12 protein-coding genes and 5 tRNA genes are annotated in these 16,349 nt (G+C 42.8%); 4 read left to right on the plus strand and 13 right to left on the minus strand.

Annotated elements, in window-relative coordinates; genetic code table 11:
- Positions 1-9 precede the first annotated feature (9 nt).
- The 3 genes from yejB (at position 10) to VXQ11_RS01000 (ending at position 3,441) form a co-directional block, all read left to right on the plus strand.
- On the plus strand, positions 10-1,056 hold the full coding sequence (gene yejB, locus VXQ11_RS00990; RefSeq protein ID WP_416705207.1) for a microcin C ABC transporter permease YejB: 1,047 nt from the start codon (positions 10-12) through the stop codon (positions 1,054-1,056).
- On the plus strand, positions 1,056-2,066 hold the full coding sequence (locus VXQ11_RS00995; protein WP_416679918.1) for an ABC transporter permease: 1,011 nt from the start codon (positions 1,056-1,058) through the stop codon (positions 2,064-2,066). The genes yejB and VXQ11_RS00995 overlap by 1 nt, the downstream gene beginning before the upstream one ends.
- A 130-nt stretch (positions 2,067-2,196) precedes the next feature.
- Positions 2,197-3,441 (plus strand): NADH:flavin oxidoreductase/NADH oxidase family protein, encoded by a 1,245-nt coding sequence (locus VXQ11_RS01000; protein WP_416705208.1) that lies wholly within the window; start codon positions 2,197-2,199, stop codon positions 3,439-3,441.
- A gap of 65 nt (positions 3,442-3,506) precedes the next feature.
- Here the strand turns inward: VXQ11_RS01000 and VXQ11_RS01005 are convergent, their stop codons facing one another.
- From VXQ11_RS01005 to pyrC, 13 genes are all read right to left on the minus strand, one after another.
- On the minus strand, positions 3,507-4,928 hold the full coding sequence (locus VXQ11_RS01005) for an iron-containing redox enzyme family protein (protein ID WP_416705209.1): 1,422 nt from the start codon (positions 4,926-4,928) through the stop codon (positions 3,507-3,509).
- A 307-nt stretch (positions 4,929-5,235) separates the two neighbouring features.
- Positions 5,236-5,311: transfer RNA gene (locus VXQ11_RS01010), tRNA-Glu, on the minus strand.
- Positions 5,312-5,357: 46 nt separating this feature from the next.
- Positions 5,358-5,433 (minus strand) — tRNA-Glu (locus VXQ11_RS01015).
- Positions 5,434-5,457: 24 nt separating this feature from the next.
- Positions 5,458-5,533, minus strand: a tRNA-Glu gene (locus tag VXQ11_RS01020).
- A gap of 131 nt (positions 5,534-5,664) precedes the next feature.
- Positions 5,665-6,570, minus strand: coding sequence for an alpha/beta hydrolase (locus VXQ11_RS01025; RefSeq protein WP_416705210.1), 906 nt, complete (start codon positions 6,568-6,570; stop codon positions 5,665-5,667).
- Positions 6,571-6,801: 231 nt separating this feature from the next.
- Positions 6,802-8,214, minus strand: coding sequence for an amino acid permease (locus VXQ11_RS01030; protein WP_416705211.1), 1,413 nt, complete (start codon positions 8,212-8,214; stop codon positions 6,802-6,804).
- 114 nt (positions 8,215-8,328) lie between these two features.
- Positions 8,329-8,404, minus strand: a tRNA-Glu gene (locus tag VXQ11_RS01035).
- A gap of 212 nt (positions 8,405-8,616) precedes the next feature.
- Entirely contained in the window at positions 8,617-10,047 is a 1,431-nt protein-coding gene (locus VXQ11_RS01040; RefSeq protein ID WP_064095555.1) for an amino acid permease, read from the minus strand.
- Between the two features lie 131 nt (positions 10,048-10,178).
- Positions 10,179-10,337, minus strand: coding sequence for a hypothetical protein (locus VXQ11_RS01045; RefSeq protein WP_416705212.1), 159 nt, complete (start codon positions 10,335-10,337; stop codon positions 10,179-10,181).
- An 81-nt stretch (positions 10,338-10,418) separates the two neighbouring features.
- Positions 10,419-12,914 (minus strand): TonB-dependent receptor plug domain-containing protein, encoded by a 2,496-nt coding sequence (locus VXQ11_RS01050; RefSeq protein WP_416705213.1) that lies wholly within the window; start codon positions 12,912-12,914, stop codon positions 10,419-10,421.
- A 165-nt stretch (positions 12,915-13,079) separates the two neighbouring features.
- Positions 13,080-13,155 (minus strand) — tRNA-Glu (locus tag VXQ11_RS01055).
- Between the two features lie 20 nt (positions 13,156-13,175).
- Complete coding sequence (gene rnt, locus VXQ11_RS01060) at positions 13,176-13,835, minus strand: ribonuclease T (protein ID WP_034438210.1); 660 nt, start codon at positions 13,833-13,835, stop codon at positions 13,176-13,178.
- Positions 13,820-14,854 carry a dihydroorotase gene (gene pyrC / locus VXQ11_RS01065; RefSeq protein WP_416705214.1) on the minus strand — a complete coding sequence of 345 codons (1,035 nt, stop codon included), beginning with the start codon at positions 14,852-14,854 and terminating at the stop codon, positions 13,820-13,822. The genes rnt and pyrC overlap by 16 nt, the downstream gene beginning before the upstream one ends.
- Positions 14,855-15,006: 152 nt before the next feature.
- Between pyrC and VXQ11_RS01070 the strand changes: the two genes are divergently transcribed.
- A complete protein-coding gene (locus VXQ11_RS01070) occupies positions 15,007-16,278 on the plus strand; it encodes a GGDEF domain-containing protein (RefSeq protein ID WP_416705215.1) in 1,272 nt (423 codons plus the stop codon).
- Positions 16,279-16,349 lie beyond the last annotated feature (71 nt).

The following is a 16,349-nucleotide window of genomic DNA, read 5'->3' on the forward strand; positions in this document are numbered from 1 at the left end:
GGGAGTGCCATGAGCACTTATATTCTCAAACGTCTGTTGCTGATGATTCCAACCTTGCTGATCATTTTGCTGATCAATTTCATGGTGATCCAGCTGGCACCCGGTGGTCCGGTGGAGCAGGCGATTTATCAGGCGCAACAGATTAATGGTTTGGCGCATACCGGATTGCAGTATCAGGGAAAGCAAGGCCTCACACCGGAGATGCTTGAGCAGATCAATATCCAGTACGGCTTTGACCAACCGCTGCATATCCGCTTTTGGGAAATGGTAACGCGTTATGCGCAGTTTGATCTGGGGCAGAGTTTTTTCAAAGACAAACCTGTGACTGAGCTCATCTGGGAAAAATTGCCAGTATCGCTTTCTTTAGGCCTGTGGAGTACTTTGCTGATTTATCTGGTCTCCATTCCTTTAGGTATCAGAAAAGCCCGAAAACATGGTAGTCTGTTTGATCAGACTACCTCTCTAGTGTTGGCCGTGGGCTATGCCATTCCAGCCTTTATTTTTGCCATTTTACTCATCGTATTTTTTGCTGGCGGGTCTTATCTGCACTGGTTTCCCTTGCAGGGCATTCGCTCTGAAAATTTTGCAGAACTCTCATTCTTTGCGAAAATTCAGGATTATTTCTGGCATATGGCCTTGCCGCTGTTGGCCATGGTGCTTGGTGGATTTGCCAGTTTAACTTATCTGGTGAAATTTTCTTTTGTGGAAGAGCTGAGCAAACAATATGTCCTGGCTGCGCGGGCCAAAGGTTTAACTGAACATGCAGTACTGTATCGGCATGTATTCCGGAATGCCATTTTAGTGCTTATCGCAGGTTTGCCCGAAGTTCTGATCGGGGTGTTTTTCTTGGGCAACCTGTTCATCGAGATTATCTTTAATCTGGATGGGTTAGGCGTTTTAGGTTTTGAGGCGATTATCCAGCGTGACTATCCGGTGATTTTTGGTACTTTGTTTATCTTTACCTTGCTCGGCCTGCTGCTGCGTTTACTCAGCGATTTGCTGTATCAACTGATTGATCCAAGGATTCATTTCAGTTCACGTCGAGGATCACCATAATGTCTTCCTTGATGCAAGCACGCTGGCAACGTTTTAAGCAGCATAAGCTGGGCTTTAGCTGCTTTATTATTTTCAGTGCTATTTTCATCATTTCCTTGGGTGCAGAACTGATTGCTAACGATAAGCCCTTACTGGTGAAATATGATCATGCTTTTTATCTGCCCATCCTGAAATCCTATCCGGAAACCACGTTTGGTGGAGTATTTGAGACAGAAGCAGAATATAAAGATCCGGCTGTGCAGCAACTGATTGCAGAAAAAGGCTGGGCGATCTGGCCCATCATTCCGTTTTCCTATCAAACGCCAAATTTTGAACTGGCTAAACCAGTGCCTTCGCCCCCGAGTGCGCAAAACTGGCTGGGAACAGATGACCAGGGCCGTGACGTTCTGGCACGGATTCTATATGGCTTAAGGATTTCATTACTGTTTGGTTTTGCTCTGACTTTATTGTCTGCAGCGTTGGGAATTTTAGCAGGGGCAATTCAGGGTTATTATGGTGGATGGATTGACCTGATCGGGCAACGCATACTCGAAGTCTGGAGCGGTTTGCCGATGCTGTTTATGGTGATGGTACTGGTCAGTCTGTTTACCCCGAGTATTTACTGGCTATTTCTGATCATGCTGTTATTTGGCTGGACCACACTGGTGAGTATGGTGCGCGCTGAGTTTTTGCGCGCCAGAAATCTGGAATATGTCTGGGCAGCAAAAAGTATCGGGGCCGGGGATGGACGGATCATGTTCAAACATATTCTCCCCAATGTGATAGGTTCTAGCCTGTCACAGTTACCTTTTATGCTAACCGCCAATATTACTGCACTGACAGCGCTGGATTTTTTAGGGTATGGTTTGCCACCCGATTCGGCATCCCTAGGGGAACTCTTGCTTCAGGCCAAAAACAACTTAAATGCGCCGTGGCTGGCATTGTCGGGATTCTTTAGTTTGGCGATTGTACTGAGTTTGCTGATCTATATGGGAGAAGCAGTACGGGATGCTTTTGATCCAAGAAACTAAATCACAAAAATCTTTAACTATGAAAAAATAAGCAGATAAAAATTGTGTAAATTTGACAAGACTGATTGTCAATTGTTCTGGCTTACGTTATAAACGAGTACAAAATAAAAGTAACGTATCAGGACAGATCATGACTCAATTGGCCGATTCCATTCAAATTCGCAATATCACTTTTAAAAACCGCATCATTAAAGGTGCCATGAGTGAAGCACTGGCCAATGATGCCGGCCAACCCAATCAGGCACATTTCAAGTTGTATGAAGCATGGGCCGAAGGTGGCTTGGGTTGTGCTATTACGGGTAATGTCATGGTGGATTATCGTGCCAAGAATGAACCGGGCGTCGTAGTGGTAGAAACAGAACGTGATCTGGCACAGCTCAAAGTCTGGGCTGACGTAGGCAAACAGCATGGCATGGTACAATTGGTCCAGTTGTCACATCCGGGCCGCCAGTGTCCTAAAGGTCTGAATAAAGAAACAGTTGCACCGTCCGCAGTACCCTTTAGTCCGGCATTGGCAATGAGCTTTGGAACCCCACGGGAACTGCGTGAAGATGAAATCCTGGATATTATCCAGCGCTTTGCCACTTCGGCTGCCATCTGTGAAAAAGCAGGATTTGAGGGGGTGCAGTTGCATGGGGCACATGGTTATCTGATTAGCCAGTTTCTGTCACCGCTGACCAATAAGCGTCAGGATCAATGGGGTGGTAGTATTGAGAATCGTACCCGTTTCTTGCTGCAAACCTATCAGGCTGTTCGTACTGCGACTTCGGAAAATTTTATTATTTCAGTCAAGCTGAATTCAGCTGATTTCCAGCGCGGTGGTATTAGCGAAGAAGATGTCATTTATGTCTTTAAGGCGATGGACGCTGCAGGCATCGACATCATTGAAGTGTCAGGTGGTAGCTATGAAGCACCTGCGATGGCCGGCGTGAAAGCAGACAAGCGCAAGGCCTCGACCATTGCCCGTGAAGCCTATTTCCTCGATTTTGCCGAAAAAATTCGTCAGGAAGTAAAGTGCCATATCATGGTCACTGGTGGATTCCGAACAGTTGAAGGCATGAATGCCGCGCTCGACAGTGGTGCTTGTGATTTTGTCGGGATTGCACGTCCCTTTGCGGTAGAACCTGACTTGGGCAATCGTCTGGTTGCAGGGCAGGATGTACGTTATGCAGTTGAGAAAATTAAAACCGGTATTCCAATGGTCGACAAGATGGCGATTATGGAAATCATCTGGTATGCCGCGCAGTTTAAGGAAATTGCCAAAGGCAAGCAGCCTAATCCGAAACTCTCACCACTAAAAGTCTTTTTGCAGTATCTGAAAGGCAATGTCAAAGCGGTGATCAAGGGACAATTAAACTCGCGAAAATCGGCTTAATCTTTATTAAAAAACCGGACACTGCAAATGTCCGGTTTTTTTAATTTCTGGCACTTAGGGGGGCTTTAGGAGTAATGCATCGCCTGGGTCTGAAAAGGAAATAATAACTGACTTAACTGACGAGTCGCCCATAAGCCTATTTCGGTATGATGCATATGCGGTGCAGTATAAGGAATCAGTAAATCAATTTTCTGTTCAGCACCCTCACAGCGCATGAAGCGGCTTTTTAACTGATTTAAGCGCTGCTGGTCCATACGGCTCATTGCAGGTTCAATTTTTGCTTGTGATGGGGCTGCACTACGTGAGGACAGGCGAGTTGCCAAGCCTGCACCCTGAATCCAGTCTTTAATAATCTGTTTTTCGGTCGCATTAAAGACCCCAAACATTTTACCTTCCGGATGATCGATCATTTTCCAGAAGCGACTTTGTTCTACTGGCGCATCTTTCACGATCCAGCCTTTTTCAATCATCACCTGCAAAAACTCGGCAATCTGGGCAGGATCGGATAACCAGTCATTGATGGTCTTGCCACTAAACTGGCATTTCTGATTATGAATATATTGACCAATCAGCGCTTTATTCTGAAAAATTTTTAAAGCCATCTGCTCAATGTCCAGTTCCCGGATGATTTGGGAAGAACTTTTACCAAGGTCATTTAGAACATAGCCTTTTTTAATCAGATCCAGATAAGCGTGTGGATCTTCAGCATGATTAAAATGCTGGATAAATGCTTGCAGGGATTTCTGCGCATGACCATTGTGAGCATTATCAATAGTAATGTGCACATTGAAATAATGCGGATCAATACCCAGTTCAGCCAGTTCATAATTGGTGATTAACAGATGCAGCGGTAACTGTTCATAACCGAGATTAAAGCCAATGACCAGAGGTAAATATTTGGCCGGGGCATAAGCCAGTGCCAACTGTACGGCAGCCTGTTCATAGTAACTGTCATCCAGATGCTCGGCATAACTGTTCAGCTCATAATGACTTAACACGTCCTGATACATGGTGACATGATTGGCACGCGGATGCCCTAAACCGAGTTCTTCTAGATAGATGTAAATCAAATCTTTCAGCTCGGGCTGATTGCAATTCGGTACGGTCGAATATAACCAGGCACCATCGACCAGTTTGACTGGTGCAACTTTTGCCAGGAATTCGAAAGCATGGGAAACCGTCGGAAAATATTCCCGGGCTTGGTGCTGTTTCCGGCGATTGACATAGGCCTGGAAAGTCGCACAAACCTGATGATGTTGTTCTAAAAGATGCTGTTCAACCTGTGCAGGCTGATCTAACCATCCGAGAGTATCAATATTTAAATTTTTAATCAGATCGCTCAAATAAGATTTGGCTTTTTCGGTTTTGGTATATGTCGAAATTTCAGTATCTTGAAAAAAGTCGACCCAATCCTTAAAGCTTTTAATTTGATAATTATGATTTTTATTTGGCGATAAAGGTAAACTTAGCTCTGTGCTGACGAACATAATCTGATCCTTGCAGATTTCTCTTGATTTACCTTAACGTGCCCTCTAAAAGCAGGGTGTTGAATTTTTGTTCTAATTTATTGGTGTATTGCTTTAAATGAAAATGAACGGATATTTCTGTGCATAGAAATGTAAAAAAATAAAAATTATAAAATTAAGAATGGGTTGGCATTCAGGAAAGTAACCGCAGAATTTGAACGAGCGGTAAAAATAGAATTGAGGTTTCTAAGTGGGTAAAAAAAAGCCCAGGTCGCAATGCCTGAGCTTTTTTGTGAGAAGATCATTTATAAGATAATCATCTCGAATATGGCGTCCCTACGGGGATTCGAACCCCGGTTACCGCCGTGAAAGGGCGATGTCCTAGGCCTCTAGACGATAGGGACAGTACAGAAGATAAATTTTAAAACCGCTACTTTTAGCTTGAAGTAATGGCGTCCCTACGGGGATTCGAACCCCGGTTACCGCCGTGAAAGGGCGATGTCCTAGGCCTCTAGACGATAGGGACTTAATAAAATGTACTTCTGAAAATTGGCGTCCCTACGGGGATTCGAACCCCGGTTACCGCCGTGAAAGGGCGATGTCCTAGGCCTCTAGACGATAGGGACGTTTCAGAGGTGGGCGTATAATAGGGTGAAAACAGGGGGGTGTCAAACGCATTTCCATAAAAAAAATGATTTTACGGATTGAGTGCGTAAATTTAAAACAATCTTGTTGAAATAGAGGAAAATTACCCGAATTAAGCTGGATTTTTAAGCAATTCCAGCATGGCAGTTAATACTTTCGGATGCTGTAAATAACCTTCAACGTCATGGGGGCGTTCCACAAGAGTACGAATTTCCTGATTGATAATGGCCGGTTGAAAGTTAAAAGGATTTTTTGTGAGCGGGAATGCAGTAAGAAAATCATCAGGTGAATAAAAATTTATCCAATCGCCTGAAATGGCAGCAGGTCGTATGATCGATTGCTGGAGATGAGCTTGGATGACCCGAAATGCCAGCGGTGATCCGAGGGTAATAAAACGTTTGATATTCAGTTCCGGGTGCTCAATCAAATAATTATAGGCAATCACGGTGCCAAGCGAATGTGCTACCACAATCTGTGGTTTGCTGCTATAAAGTTGATGACGAATGCGAAGGTGAACTTCCTGCATAAACTCTGGATTGGCCAAGTAAAGATAAGTTTCCTGTAAAAATTTTTGCAACAAACTGGCATGCAAGCGGGGAAAATAATTAAGGAGTATCACAAAATCGCGTAAAGCAATATCCTTGCTTAATGCTGTGATGAACCTCAGTTTCTGGTTGAACTTGAGTGCATCATCAAGGTTCAATTGTGGGACGTCACAAATTTGATCGCTACGCTGATCTACAGTTGGCGGGGGTTGCCGCTGAACTGGATGCAGGAAGGGAAAATGCGGCCACTGTTGGGGTGTTAATGTATTCCCAGTAAGCAGATTGCGCAAATGATGCTGAGAGAGTAGATCTCCATAAAAAGGGATGCGGATATGCCGTTTTAAATAAGTAAAACGAGCTTGCTGTTGCGGGTTTTTGCGTAGGCCTTTTTTAAGAAGGTGCAGCCAGTGTTGACGTAATGAAGTCGCCGTATACTGTTGCTTGTTCATGCCATGAATAAAAACAATTTTCATCGACGCCTCACTGAGACCGATTGACTGACTTACAGTATAAAAAATCTGCCTCACATGAAACGGCGTTTTTTGTGGCAATAATGTTTTAAATTTTTTTGATAAAACAAGCATTAACAGCCATATCCATATTTATGGAAAAAGGTGAAAACAAAGCAGTAAATTTGTAGATTTGAATTAAAGATATATTGACAAAAAGAGCAGCCGGAGCTGCTCTTTTATGTGCTTTAAGATTTAAGCTTTATTGTGATAGAACTTGTAGTAACTTGCATAACATAATGCAATAAATACCAGACAGCCTATAAAGCTGATCCGCATTGATGGATCAAAAACCATGCTAATACAGGTAATAAAACAGAACACAAAGCCCAGGATTGGCACAATTGGGAACAATGGTGCAGCGAAGCCCAGCTCTTTGGCAGTATGACCTTGTTTATACCACTGACGACGGAAGTTGAACTGGCTTAAGCAGATACTCATCCAGACCACCACCATGGTAAACGCCGCGACGCCCAGCAAGTTGGTAAAGATAGTCTCTGGCGCAAACTGTTCAGACAATAAACCTGGCAATGCACCCAGCATAGTTACCATGACTGCAATATACGGTACACCGCGAGCATTGAGTCTTGAGAATATTGCAGGCAACTGTTTGCTATATGACAATGACCACATCATACGTGAAGCAGCAAACAGGCCCGAGTTGGCAGCAGACAGCAATGCAGTGATAATCACAAAACGGATGATATCTTCAGCATAAGGAATACCAATATGCTGAAATACTGTTACGAATGGACTGCTACTTACGCCTTCCGCAGCTAAGCCCGCTTCCTGATGCGGAAGTAAAGCTGTTACCACAATAATCGTACCTACAAAGAAAATTAATAAGCGGAAAATCGCAGTATTAATCGCTTTAGGAACATTTTTGGCAGGGTTTTCAGTCTCACCCGCAGCCACACCAATCAACTCGGTGCCAGAGAAGGCGAAGTTCACAATCAGCATCGTCGCAAAAATCGGGAACAGACCTTCAGGGAACCAGCCCTGTGCAGTCAGATTGGTAAATAAAGGAGCGGCTTCATATCCCTGATAGCCCAAAACACCAAATATGGCCAATAGGCCTAAAAGAATAAAAGCAACAACCGTGACCACTTTGACCAGTGCCAGCCAGAATTCGGATTCGGCAAACCAGCGGGTTGAAATCATATTTAGACTAAATACGAATACACCAAAGATAATGGTCCATAACCACATGGAAATATCCGGGAACCATTCCTGCATCAGCAAGGCAGCTGCAGTAAATTCAGTTCCGAGAGTGACCGACCACGTCAGCCAGTATAACCAGGTGATGGTATAGCCTGTACCTGGTCCGATATAACGTTTGGCATAAGCGCCAAATGAACCAGATTCTGGCATGTGGACGGCAAGTTCGCCCAAACATAGCATCACCATGTACGCGATAATACCGCCCAGGAGATAAGCGAGAATGGCACCTACAGGCCCCGTTTGTGCAATGACTTCACCCGACCCTAAAAATAGGCCTGTTCCGATTGCGCCACCCAGCGAAATCATGACCAGATGTCGTGTACTCATAGCGCGTTTTAAAGGCGCAGAATTGCCCTGATGCGTAGCATCATTCGGAGATGAGTGCATAGGAAATAAGAAATACTTCAAAGGAATGAAGCGAGCTATTGTAGTGAAAAACTACAAATCTGCAATCGAATAATAGTAATTTCGAATAAGGTCTGATCGTATGAGATCAATAGATGGCGTCCCTACGGGGATTCGAACCCCGGTTACCGCCGTGAAAGGGCGATGTCCTAGGCCTCTAGACGATAGGGACGTTGCGAGGTGATGCGTATATTAAGGATTAAGCCGGGTTTTGTCAAAAGGGTTTTTGCTAAAATTCATTTAACAGTTTAAACATTAGGCAAAACAAAAACTTTATTTTATTAAGATATTATTTTCTGAACAGATTTGCAGATTATAAAAAATAAACCCAATCGAAATTGGGTTTATTAAAGAGAGAAAAAACGCTATACCGAAGTCTAAAAATTAAGCTTTATTATGATAGAGCCAGTAATAACTTGCATAACATGCCGCCATAAACAGTAGGCAGCCAATAAAGCCGGACAGCATTTCAGGATCAGCCGCCATACTTAATCCCGTTGCGGTACAGCATACAAAACCTAAAATTGGTACAAGTGGAAACCATGGGGTACGGAATTTAAGATCAGACAGCGCATGACCAGATTTGAGCCACTGGCGCCGGAAATTAAACTGGCTCCAGCAAATACTCATCCAGACTATGACCATAGTGAATGCGGCAACACCCATCAGGTTTTTAAAGATCACATCAGCACCGAACTGTTCAGACAGTAAGCCCGGTAAACCCCCAATCATGGTCACCCAAACTGCAATATAAGGCACACCTGATTTACTGACTTTGGCAAATATTCGGGGCAAATGATTTTTTGAAGAAAGTGCCCACATCATACGTGAAGCGGCATATAGGCCGGAGTTTGCAGTAGAAAGCAGGGCAGTGATAATTACAAAACGGATGAAGTCTTCTGCATAGGGAATACCCATCTGGGTAAATACCGAGACAAATGGACTGCTACTCAGGCCACCATGACCACCGACTTGCAGACCTGCATCAGTATAAGATAGTAGTGAACTGATAACGATAATGGTGCCGACAAAGAAAATAATCAGACGCCATACCGCAGCATGAATCGCCTTAGGTACATTTTTCTCGGGATTTTCAGTTTCACCTGCAGCGATTCCGATCATCTCGGTACCGTTAAAGGCAAAATTTACGATCAGAAGGGTGGTAAATAGGGGAATCAAGCCATTCGGCAACCAGCCATGCTCGGTCAGATTGCTAAACAGGGGAGCAGATTCATAACCTTGGAAAGGAATAAATCCAAAAATACACGCAAAACCCAGAATGATGAAAATCAATACAGTAGCGACTTTAATCATTGATAACCAGAATTCAGACTCGGCAAAGGTGCGGGTTGAACTCAGGTTGGACAACAGGACCCCGCCAGCAAAGATTAATGTCCATAACCAGATGGAAGTTTGCGGGAACCACTCCTGCATCAGAATGGCAGCGGCCGTAAATTCTGTACCCAAGGTCGCGGACCAACCCAACCAGTACATCCAGGACACCATATAGCCGGTACCCGGACCGATATAATTTGTGGCGAATGCACCAAAGGAGCCGGATACTGGCAAATGTACTGCCAGTTCACCCAGGCAGAGCATGACCATATAAGCGATCAGGCCACCAATAATATAGGCCAGTACGGCACCGAGCGGACCAGCTTGGGAAATCACTTCACCTGAGCCCATAAATAGCCCAGTACCAATCGCACCACCCAGAGAAAGCATGATCAGATGGCGTGTGCCCATGGCACGTTTTAACGACGGAGTTTGACCCTCAACAGACGAATGCTGTGAAGGTGGAGAGGGAGATTGCATAACTAAATCGAGAGAGGAGATTCAAAAGAGGTATTTTAGTTTTAATTATATGAAATATTATATAAATTGAAATTTCCCCATAAAGTTATTTTTTAATTTAAAAAATAAATCTTTGAAAAGATCTCTCAAAATTAGTGATCTGGAGTTTGATATTGCTCAGGCTGAGAGTTTTTATCTGGCGTTGTCACTGTCTCAGTCTCCGCAGTGTTGTTATCATCACGGTTGACGATATAGAGATATAGCGCGGATGGGGCTAAAATCAGTAAAACCAGTAAAATCTTTTTTAACATGACACAAAGGCACAATATGAAATCGCATTAATTATAGCCTAAGCAAATTAAAAAGAGCAGCAGCAGGTACCTATTCAGGCTCTAGAATTTAAAAGTGACATCTGCAATAAATTGGCGGCCAATTTGTGGATAGGCAACACCCGAATCCAGATAGAAATTATCACGATTCGTCACATTGTTAATCGTTAAACCTAAAATGGCTTTAAGGTCCTTATTTAAAGGAATATCATAGGTCGTCCGTACATCCCAGTAGAAGGTATTTTTGGTGGTGTATGGGGTATACATATCATATTGTTCATTATTTTTATCAGAATAACCTTTTGATATTTTCTTCATGGCATCCACTTTGCCTTGGTAACTGATGAAGTTATTAATGCTTAAAGGAATCCGGTCAAATTTAATATTCCAACCTAAACGTGTTGTCCAGGGAGTATTAAAGATTTCAGAGGGCTTATCTTCAGCATTGATCAATTTACCATCGTAGTAGATGATGGGTGTGCCGGTATAATACGCTGTGCTGTATGAGTCGAAGTTACGCTGGGTTTCAGTATAATCCGCATTTAGGCTGAATAAATGCTGTGTGCCAAATAACTTCAATGGGCTAATGTTAATCAGGCTTAAGGTATAAATATTAGATTCAGATTTGCCTTCATTATCATAAGTATAGCTAAAGCGATTGGTTGAAATGGCGGGATCTTTAACTGATTCTGTGCGGCGGATCTGGTCCTTATTTTTACGATTAACCCATTTTAGACCAATACGGCTATTTGCATATTCAGCATTGATTCCGAACATGGTTTCATCTGCATAAGGGATATCAAGTTGCGAACGATAAGTAAAAGAACCGGCATATGCTTTTTCTTTCCAGTCGGCTGATAGGTTGTCACGTGTTTGGCGAATGATCAATAAGCCTTTTTGATCTTGTAATTCATTATAAAAGGCATTTAAACCATAGTAGCGGTTCCAGCCAGTGGTAAAGGATAATTGTTCATTAGCAAAAGGTTTAAAAACAAATGAGCTACGTGGTGCAACATTATTATTTTTAGTTAAGCTGTCATAGTCTGCACGAAAGCCAAGTGTTGCTGTGAAGTATTTGTCCCATTGAATCTGATCCTGTAAAAATGCATGCCAACGGTCTTGCTGTACCTCAGTTTTACCTGCCAAATAAGAGGTGCGATTTTTTAGAAACTGTCCGTCTTGGCCATTTCCTTCATCACATGCATCATATTTATGACCAGTATTTGAATAACAGCTGAGATTGGCAATATTTCCAGTCGCACTAGAATAAATGCTTGTTGTGACAGGACGTTTCCAATGAGCATTATAGTGTCCATATCCTCCGCCCATTTTGAACGTATGGGTCGTATGCTGGGTTTGAATGGGTTCAAATAATGCCTTAAGACTATATTCCAGTTTTTCTTCCTGCTGCTGAGTGCTTCCGAAGCTACCTTCAATTTGCATACCCGAGGACTTCCAGTTTTTGGTTGATGATTTCAACCAGGAAATATTATCTGTCGCACTTTTACGGTTTGCAGTCTGCGTTTGATAATTGGCTTGTTGCTCAAGTTCAACTGAATTCAATTTATTTTTTAAGTTGATATAGAAACTTTGGCTGTCTGATGTATGTGAGCTTTGGGAGTTATGAGTGGATGAAAGAAAATAGTCACCACTCGATTCCATAAATTGTGTGCCAATCTTTAAAACCGTATTGTCACTGGGAGTATAGAAAAACTCTATACCTGCATTGTTTGAACCTCGTTTTTGTTCATAAGAATCTGGGTTATCAATACTTGTTTTTAAAGGAATATCTGCACGGCGATATGAACCAAATGCATTTAAACCCAAACTTTCAGCAAGTTTGCCATATGACGTTGCACTGATCCCTTGACGTGTAAAGAAAGGTTGTTTGCTTTCACTGGTTGAATTTTCAAATTCTTCAGCTGCTTCTTTACTAGGGAAATTGATGTCTGACCAATGATCAGAAGTATAGTCATAGCTCAGGCTGCCATGAATTTTACCAATTTCGGTTTGGGGAACACAGGTTTCTGCACTGACTACGCCACCTGTGAACTCACCAAATTCGGCACCCACATTGCTATCAAGTAGGGTGATTTTACACAGCAGATCGGCATTAATTGTCACCGTTTGTGAACTTCCCATTATTTCATTCAGGGTATTACTTTTTGCGTCACTACCTGGATTAATATTGTTATTAATGCTGAGGCCATTGATCAAAAACTTATTATCGTAGGGTAGGCTGCCATTAATACTGATATCCGTCGCGTTGAGTTCGCCTTGCTGCAATCCACTACGTGCGTTTGAATCAAATTGTACATTCGGATTAACTTTTAATAATTCGGTGATGGTCTTAGAGCCATTTGGTATTTGCTGTATGTCCTCTTTATTGTAAACCGTTTTCCCCACCTCATTTTCTGTTTTAGCTTGAATCACAATGGTGGAAAACTTAACAGAAGCTTGTGATTTGACTTGTTCTGATTGATCGGATTTTTCAGCAAAAACAGTTGAACTCAATGCAGTTAAAACCGCAATAGAAAGTGGGGAATAAGCAAAACGCATGAGAGAGCTTGATTATGAGAAAGATAATGTAAGTAATTATCATTAACTTTGGTGTGGTAATCAATGAAAATGAGAATTATTTTCATTAATAAAATAATGAATGTTCATGAATTAATCAGCTTGAGGTGCTGGTACAAGATATATAAAGGAAGAGAAGAAGATAGATGGCGTCCCTACGGGGATTCGAACCCCGGTTACCGCCGTGAAAGGGCGATGTCCTAGGCCTCTAGACGATAGGGACGTTTAGAAGATGGCGGTATCTTATTGATCCGCCACCAGAGTGTCAAGCAGGTGAGGTGCGAGTTTGTTTAAAATATAGCAAAACAGTTCAGCGGTCTTCTGCGTATCATATAATGCAGAGTGAGCCTCTTTGCCATCAAACTCGATTCCGGCCTGAATACAGGATTTTGCCAGTACGGTCTGACCAAACATCACCGCACTTAAAGTCACTGTATCGAAGACAGAAAAACTATGAAACGGGTTCTGGTTTTTGGTTCCGGTACGGGCAATCGCGGCCTGAAGAAAACCTAAATCGAAATGTGCATTGTGTCCGACTAAAACCGCATGGGTACAGTTTTGCTGGCGACGTACTTCATTCACAGATTTAAAAATACGCTTAAGCGCAGTTTTTTCATCTTCAGCCATGGCGATTCGCATCGGATTAGAGGGATCGATCCCAATAAACTCCAGCGAACGGCGGTCGAGGTTTGCCCCTTCGAAAGGATTGATATGTGCATGGTAGGCTTGACCTGGCACAAATTGACCATCTTCATTATAAACAATCGGAATGGCCGCAATTTCCAGCAATGCATCAGTCTGTGCATTAAAACCTGCAGTCTCGACATCGACAACTACAGGTAAGAATCCACGAAAACGTTGACCAATGATTGGGAGAGTTTCATTTGTCACACTTTTCTCCATTGAATGGTTTTACCCGCATACAGAGGGATAATCTGTTCACCATCCAGGTAGTTTAAACTTTCAGGAATCACTTGATCTTCTTTGATCAGGGTAATAGTGCTGGTATTACGTGGCAGACCATAGAAATCTGCGCCAAAGTGGCTGGCAAAACCTTCCAGGCGTTCAATTTTACCCACCTGATCAAATGCCTGAGCATACAGCTCAATGGCAGTCGGCGCACTATAACATCCTGCACAGCCACACGCATTTTCTTTTGCATTTTTTGAATGTGGCGCGCTGTCTGTTCCCAAGAAAAATTTAGGATTACCGCTGGTTGCGACTTCCAGCAAAGTTTGCTGATGCGTTTGACGCTTTAAAATTGGCAAGCAGTAGAAATGCGGCTTGATCCCACCGACCAGCATGTCATTTCGGTTAAACAATAAATGTTGCGGGGTAATGGTTGCAGCGACATTCCGGTCTTGCTCGAGCACAAAATTTGCAGCCTCACTGGTGGTAATGTGTTCGAGTACCAGTTTTAGCTTGGGAAACTGTCTGAGTAAGGGAGCCAGCACTTCATCCAGGAAGCGCTTTTCACGGTCAAAAATATCCACATGATTATGCGTTACTTCACCATGCAGTAATAAAGGCACCTGGTGTTCTTCAAGCTGTTCAATTACGCCGTAGACCTTGCTCATATCGCTCACACCGCTATCGGAGTTGGTGGTCGCACCTGCAGGATAGAGCTTGATGGCATTGACATGCTCAGATTCTTTAATCTTCTTAACTTCGCTTGCCGGGGTGTTGTCAGTGAAATACAGCACCATACGTGGGTCGAAATTTACCCCTTCAGGCACATGGGCCATAATGCGTTCACGATAGGCATTGGCTTCCTCCACGGTTTTAACGGGTGGCACCAGGTTTGGCATGCAAATGGCGCGAGAAAACTGTTTGGCTAAATCGGGAACGGTACGTTGAAGTGCTAAACCATCACGCAGGTGAACGTGCCAGTCATCTGGCTGGAGAATCGTAATCGTATTCAAGGCAAATTCAGTCGAACAAATAAAGTGAATGATAATCCATCTATAGCAAAAATGGTAACGAGAAAGCGCTACAAAATAAGGGATATCTATAATTTAATTTCAAAAAGTATGTTATTTTAGAATTACTAAAAAAATTACATAAATACTTGGCAATGGAATACAAGTACAGTCTAGCGAAATTACAAGATAATAAAGAAGACATAGAAAAATTGATCACACGGCAAAGTCAGCGTGTAGGTCCGGTCTTCCCTCAAAATCTGGAACAAGAATTCTGGACAAAAAATCTGGAACGTGCCCGTAAACATGTCGAAAAATATGTTTGGGGCGGAGTATTGGCTTATTTTATTTTTTTAGTGGTGATCATTCCTACAGATTACTGGATTATCAGCAAAGAACATTTCGTACATGATTTTGTGTTGTGCATGCTGGGTCTCATCAATGGCTGCATCGCATTAACCCTCTTTTATATGTTTTCCTGTTTACCCAAAATCAGGCGGTTTTTCCCGCAGGCATCAATGTTGCTGGTATTTTGGATGCTGGTTTCAATTTCGTGTATTACCATGTCGATTAAAACTCCAGCTTTACAGCATCAGTCGATGGCGATTGTCACCATTATTTATATACTGGGATATGTTCTGACCGGTATCAAGCCTGTACAGATGTTGGTGACAGGACTGGCTGCAGCAGCTACCACGATTATTGCTTTATCAATCATGTCCATAGAATTTAGCCCCTTGGTTTTTGGGCGTATTCTGATTGGGAGTTGCTTGCTGGGTTATGTGATTAGTCATATGATTTTTGCACGTGAACGTGTGATTTTTCTCTATAGCATTCGTGCCAGAATCAGTGAGCAAATCCAGCGTATTCATACCACCGAATTATTACATTTAAGCCAGTATGATGAACTGACCAAGATTTCGAACCGACGGACCTTTGATGAGACACTGGAGGTCCATTTCGAACGTGCTCGCCGTGAGGGAACGGCTTTGGCGATTCTGTTTATTGATGTAGATTTCTTTAAAAATTACAACGATTTTTATGGACATCAGAAAGGTGATGACGTTATTTCAAGCATTGCTAAAACAATCAAGAATGCGATCCGGCATATGGACTTTGTCGCACGTTATGGTGGAGAAGAGTTTGTGGTCCTCTTGCCTGAAACAGATGCGCATGGCGCTTATGCCGTGGCTTCAAATATCTTTAAGGCGATTGACCGTCTGGAAATTCCCCATGAAAAATCCTCAGTTGCGAAACATATCACTATTAGTCTAGGTATTACTGTCTATCGTGGTGAGGAAGATATTGATAAGGATGCATTGTTGGGAATCGCAGATCAGGCACTATATCGGGCCAAGCAGCTTGGACGCAATCAGATCTATTATCAGTCCATTCGATCAGTCAATTCAGATATCGCAAATGGTTAGAAATTCTAAATATCTATAAGCATCACTAATAAAAAACCGCGCTCAAGGCGCGGTTTTTTTGCTAAAGACAA

This window comes from Acinetobacter sp. 197 (assembly GCF_048148385.1).
Classification (GTDB): domain Bacteria; phylum Pseudomonadota; class Gammaproteobacteria; order Pseudomonadales; family Moraxellaceae; genus Acinetobacter; species Acinetobacter pecorum.

Coding starts and splice junctions, on each gene's coding strand:
- VXQ11_RS01000 (WP_416705208.1), top strand. CDS start 2,197: ATGACTCAATTGGCCGATTCCATTCAAATTCGCAATATCACTTTTAAA.
- rnt (WP_034438210.1), bottom strand. CDS start 13,835: ATGGAGAAAAGTGTGACAAATGAAACTCTCCCAATCATTGGTCAACGT.
- VXQ11_RS01025 (WP_416705210.1), bottom strand. CDS start 6,570: ATGAAAATTGTTTTTATTCATGGCATGAACAAGCAACAGTATACGGCG.
- VXQ11_RS00995 (WP_416679918.1), top strand. CDS start 1,056: ATGTCTTCCTTGATGCAAGCACGCTGGCAACGTTTTAAGCAGCATAAG.
- VXQ11_RS01040 (WP_064095555.1), bottom strand. CDS start 10,047: ATGCAATCTCCCTCTCCACCTTCACAGCATTCGTCTGTTGAGGGTCAA.
- VXQ11_RS01030 (WP_416705211.1), bottom strand. CDS start 8,214: ATGCACTCATCTCCGAATGATGCTACGCATCAGGGCAATTCTGCGCCT.
- yejB (WP_416705207.1), top strand. CDS start 10: ATGAGCACTTATATTCTCAAACGTCTGTTGCTGATGATTCCAACCTTG.
- VXQ11_RS01045 (WP_416705212.1), bottom strand. CDS start 10,337: ATGTTAAAAAAGATTTTACTGGTTTTACTGATTTTAGCCCCATCCGCG.
- VXQ11_RS01050 (WP_416705213.1), bottom strand. CDS start 12,914: ATGCGTTTTGCTTATTCCCCACTTTCTATTGCGGTTTTAACTGCATTG.
- VXQ11_RS01070 (WP_416705215.1), top strand. CDS start 15,007: ATGGAATACAAGTACAGTCTAGCGAAATTACAAGATAATAAAGAAGAC.
- VXQ11_RS01005 (WP_416705209.1), bottom strand. CDS start 4,928: ATGTTCGTCAGCACAGAGCTAAGTTTACCTTTATCGCCAAATAAAAAT.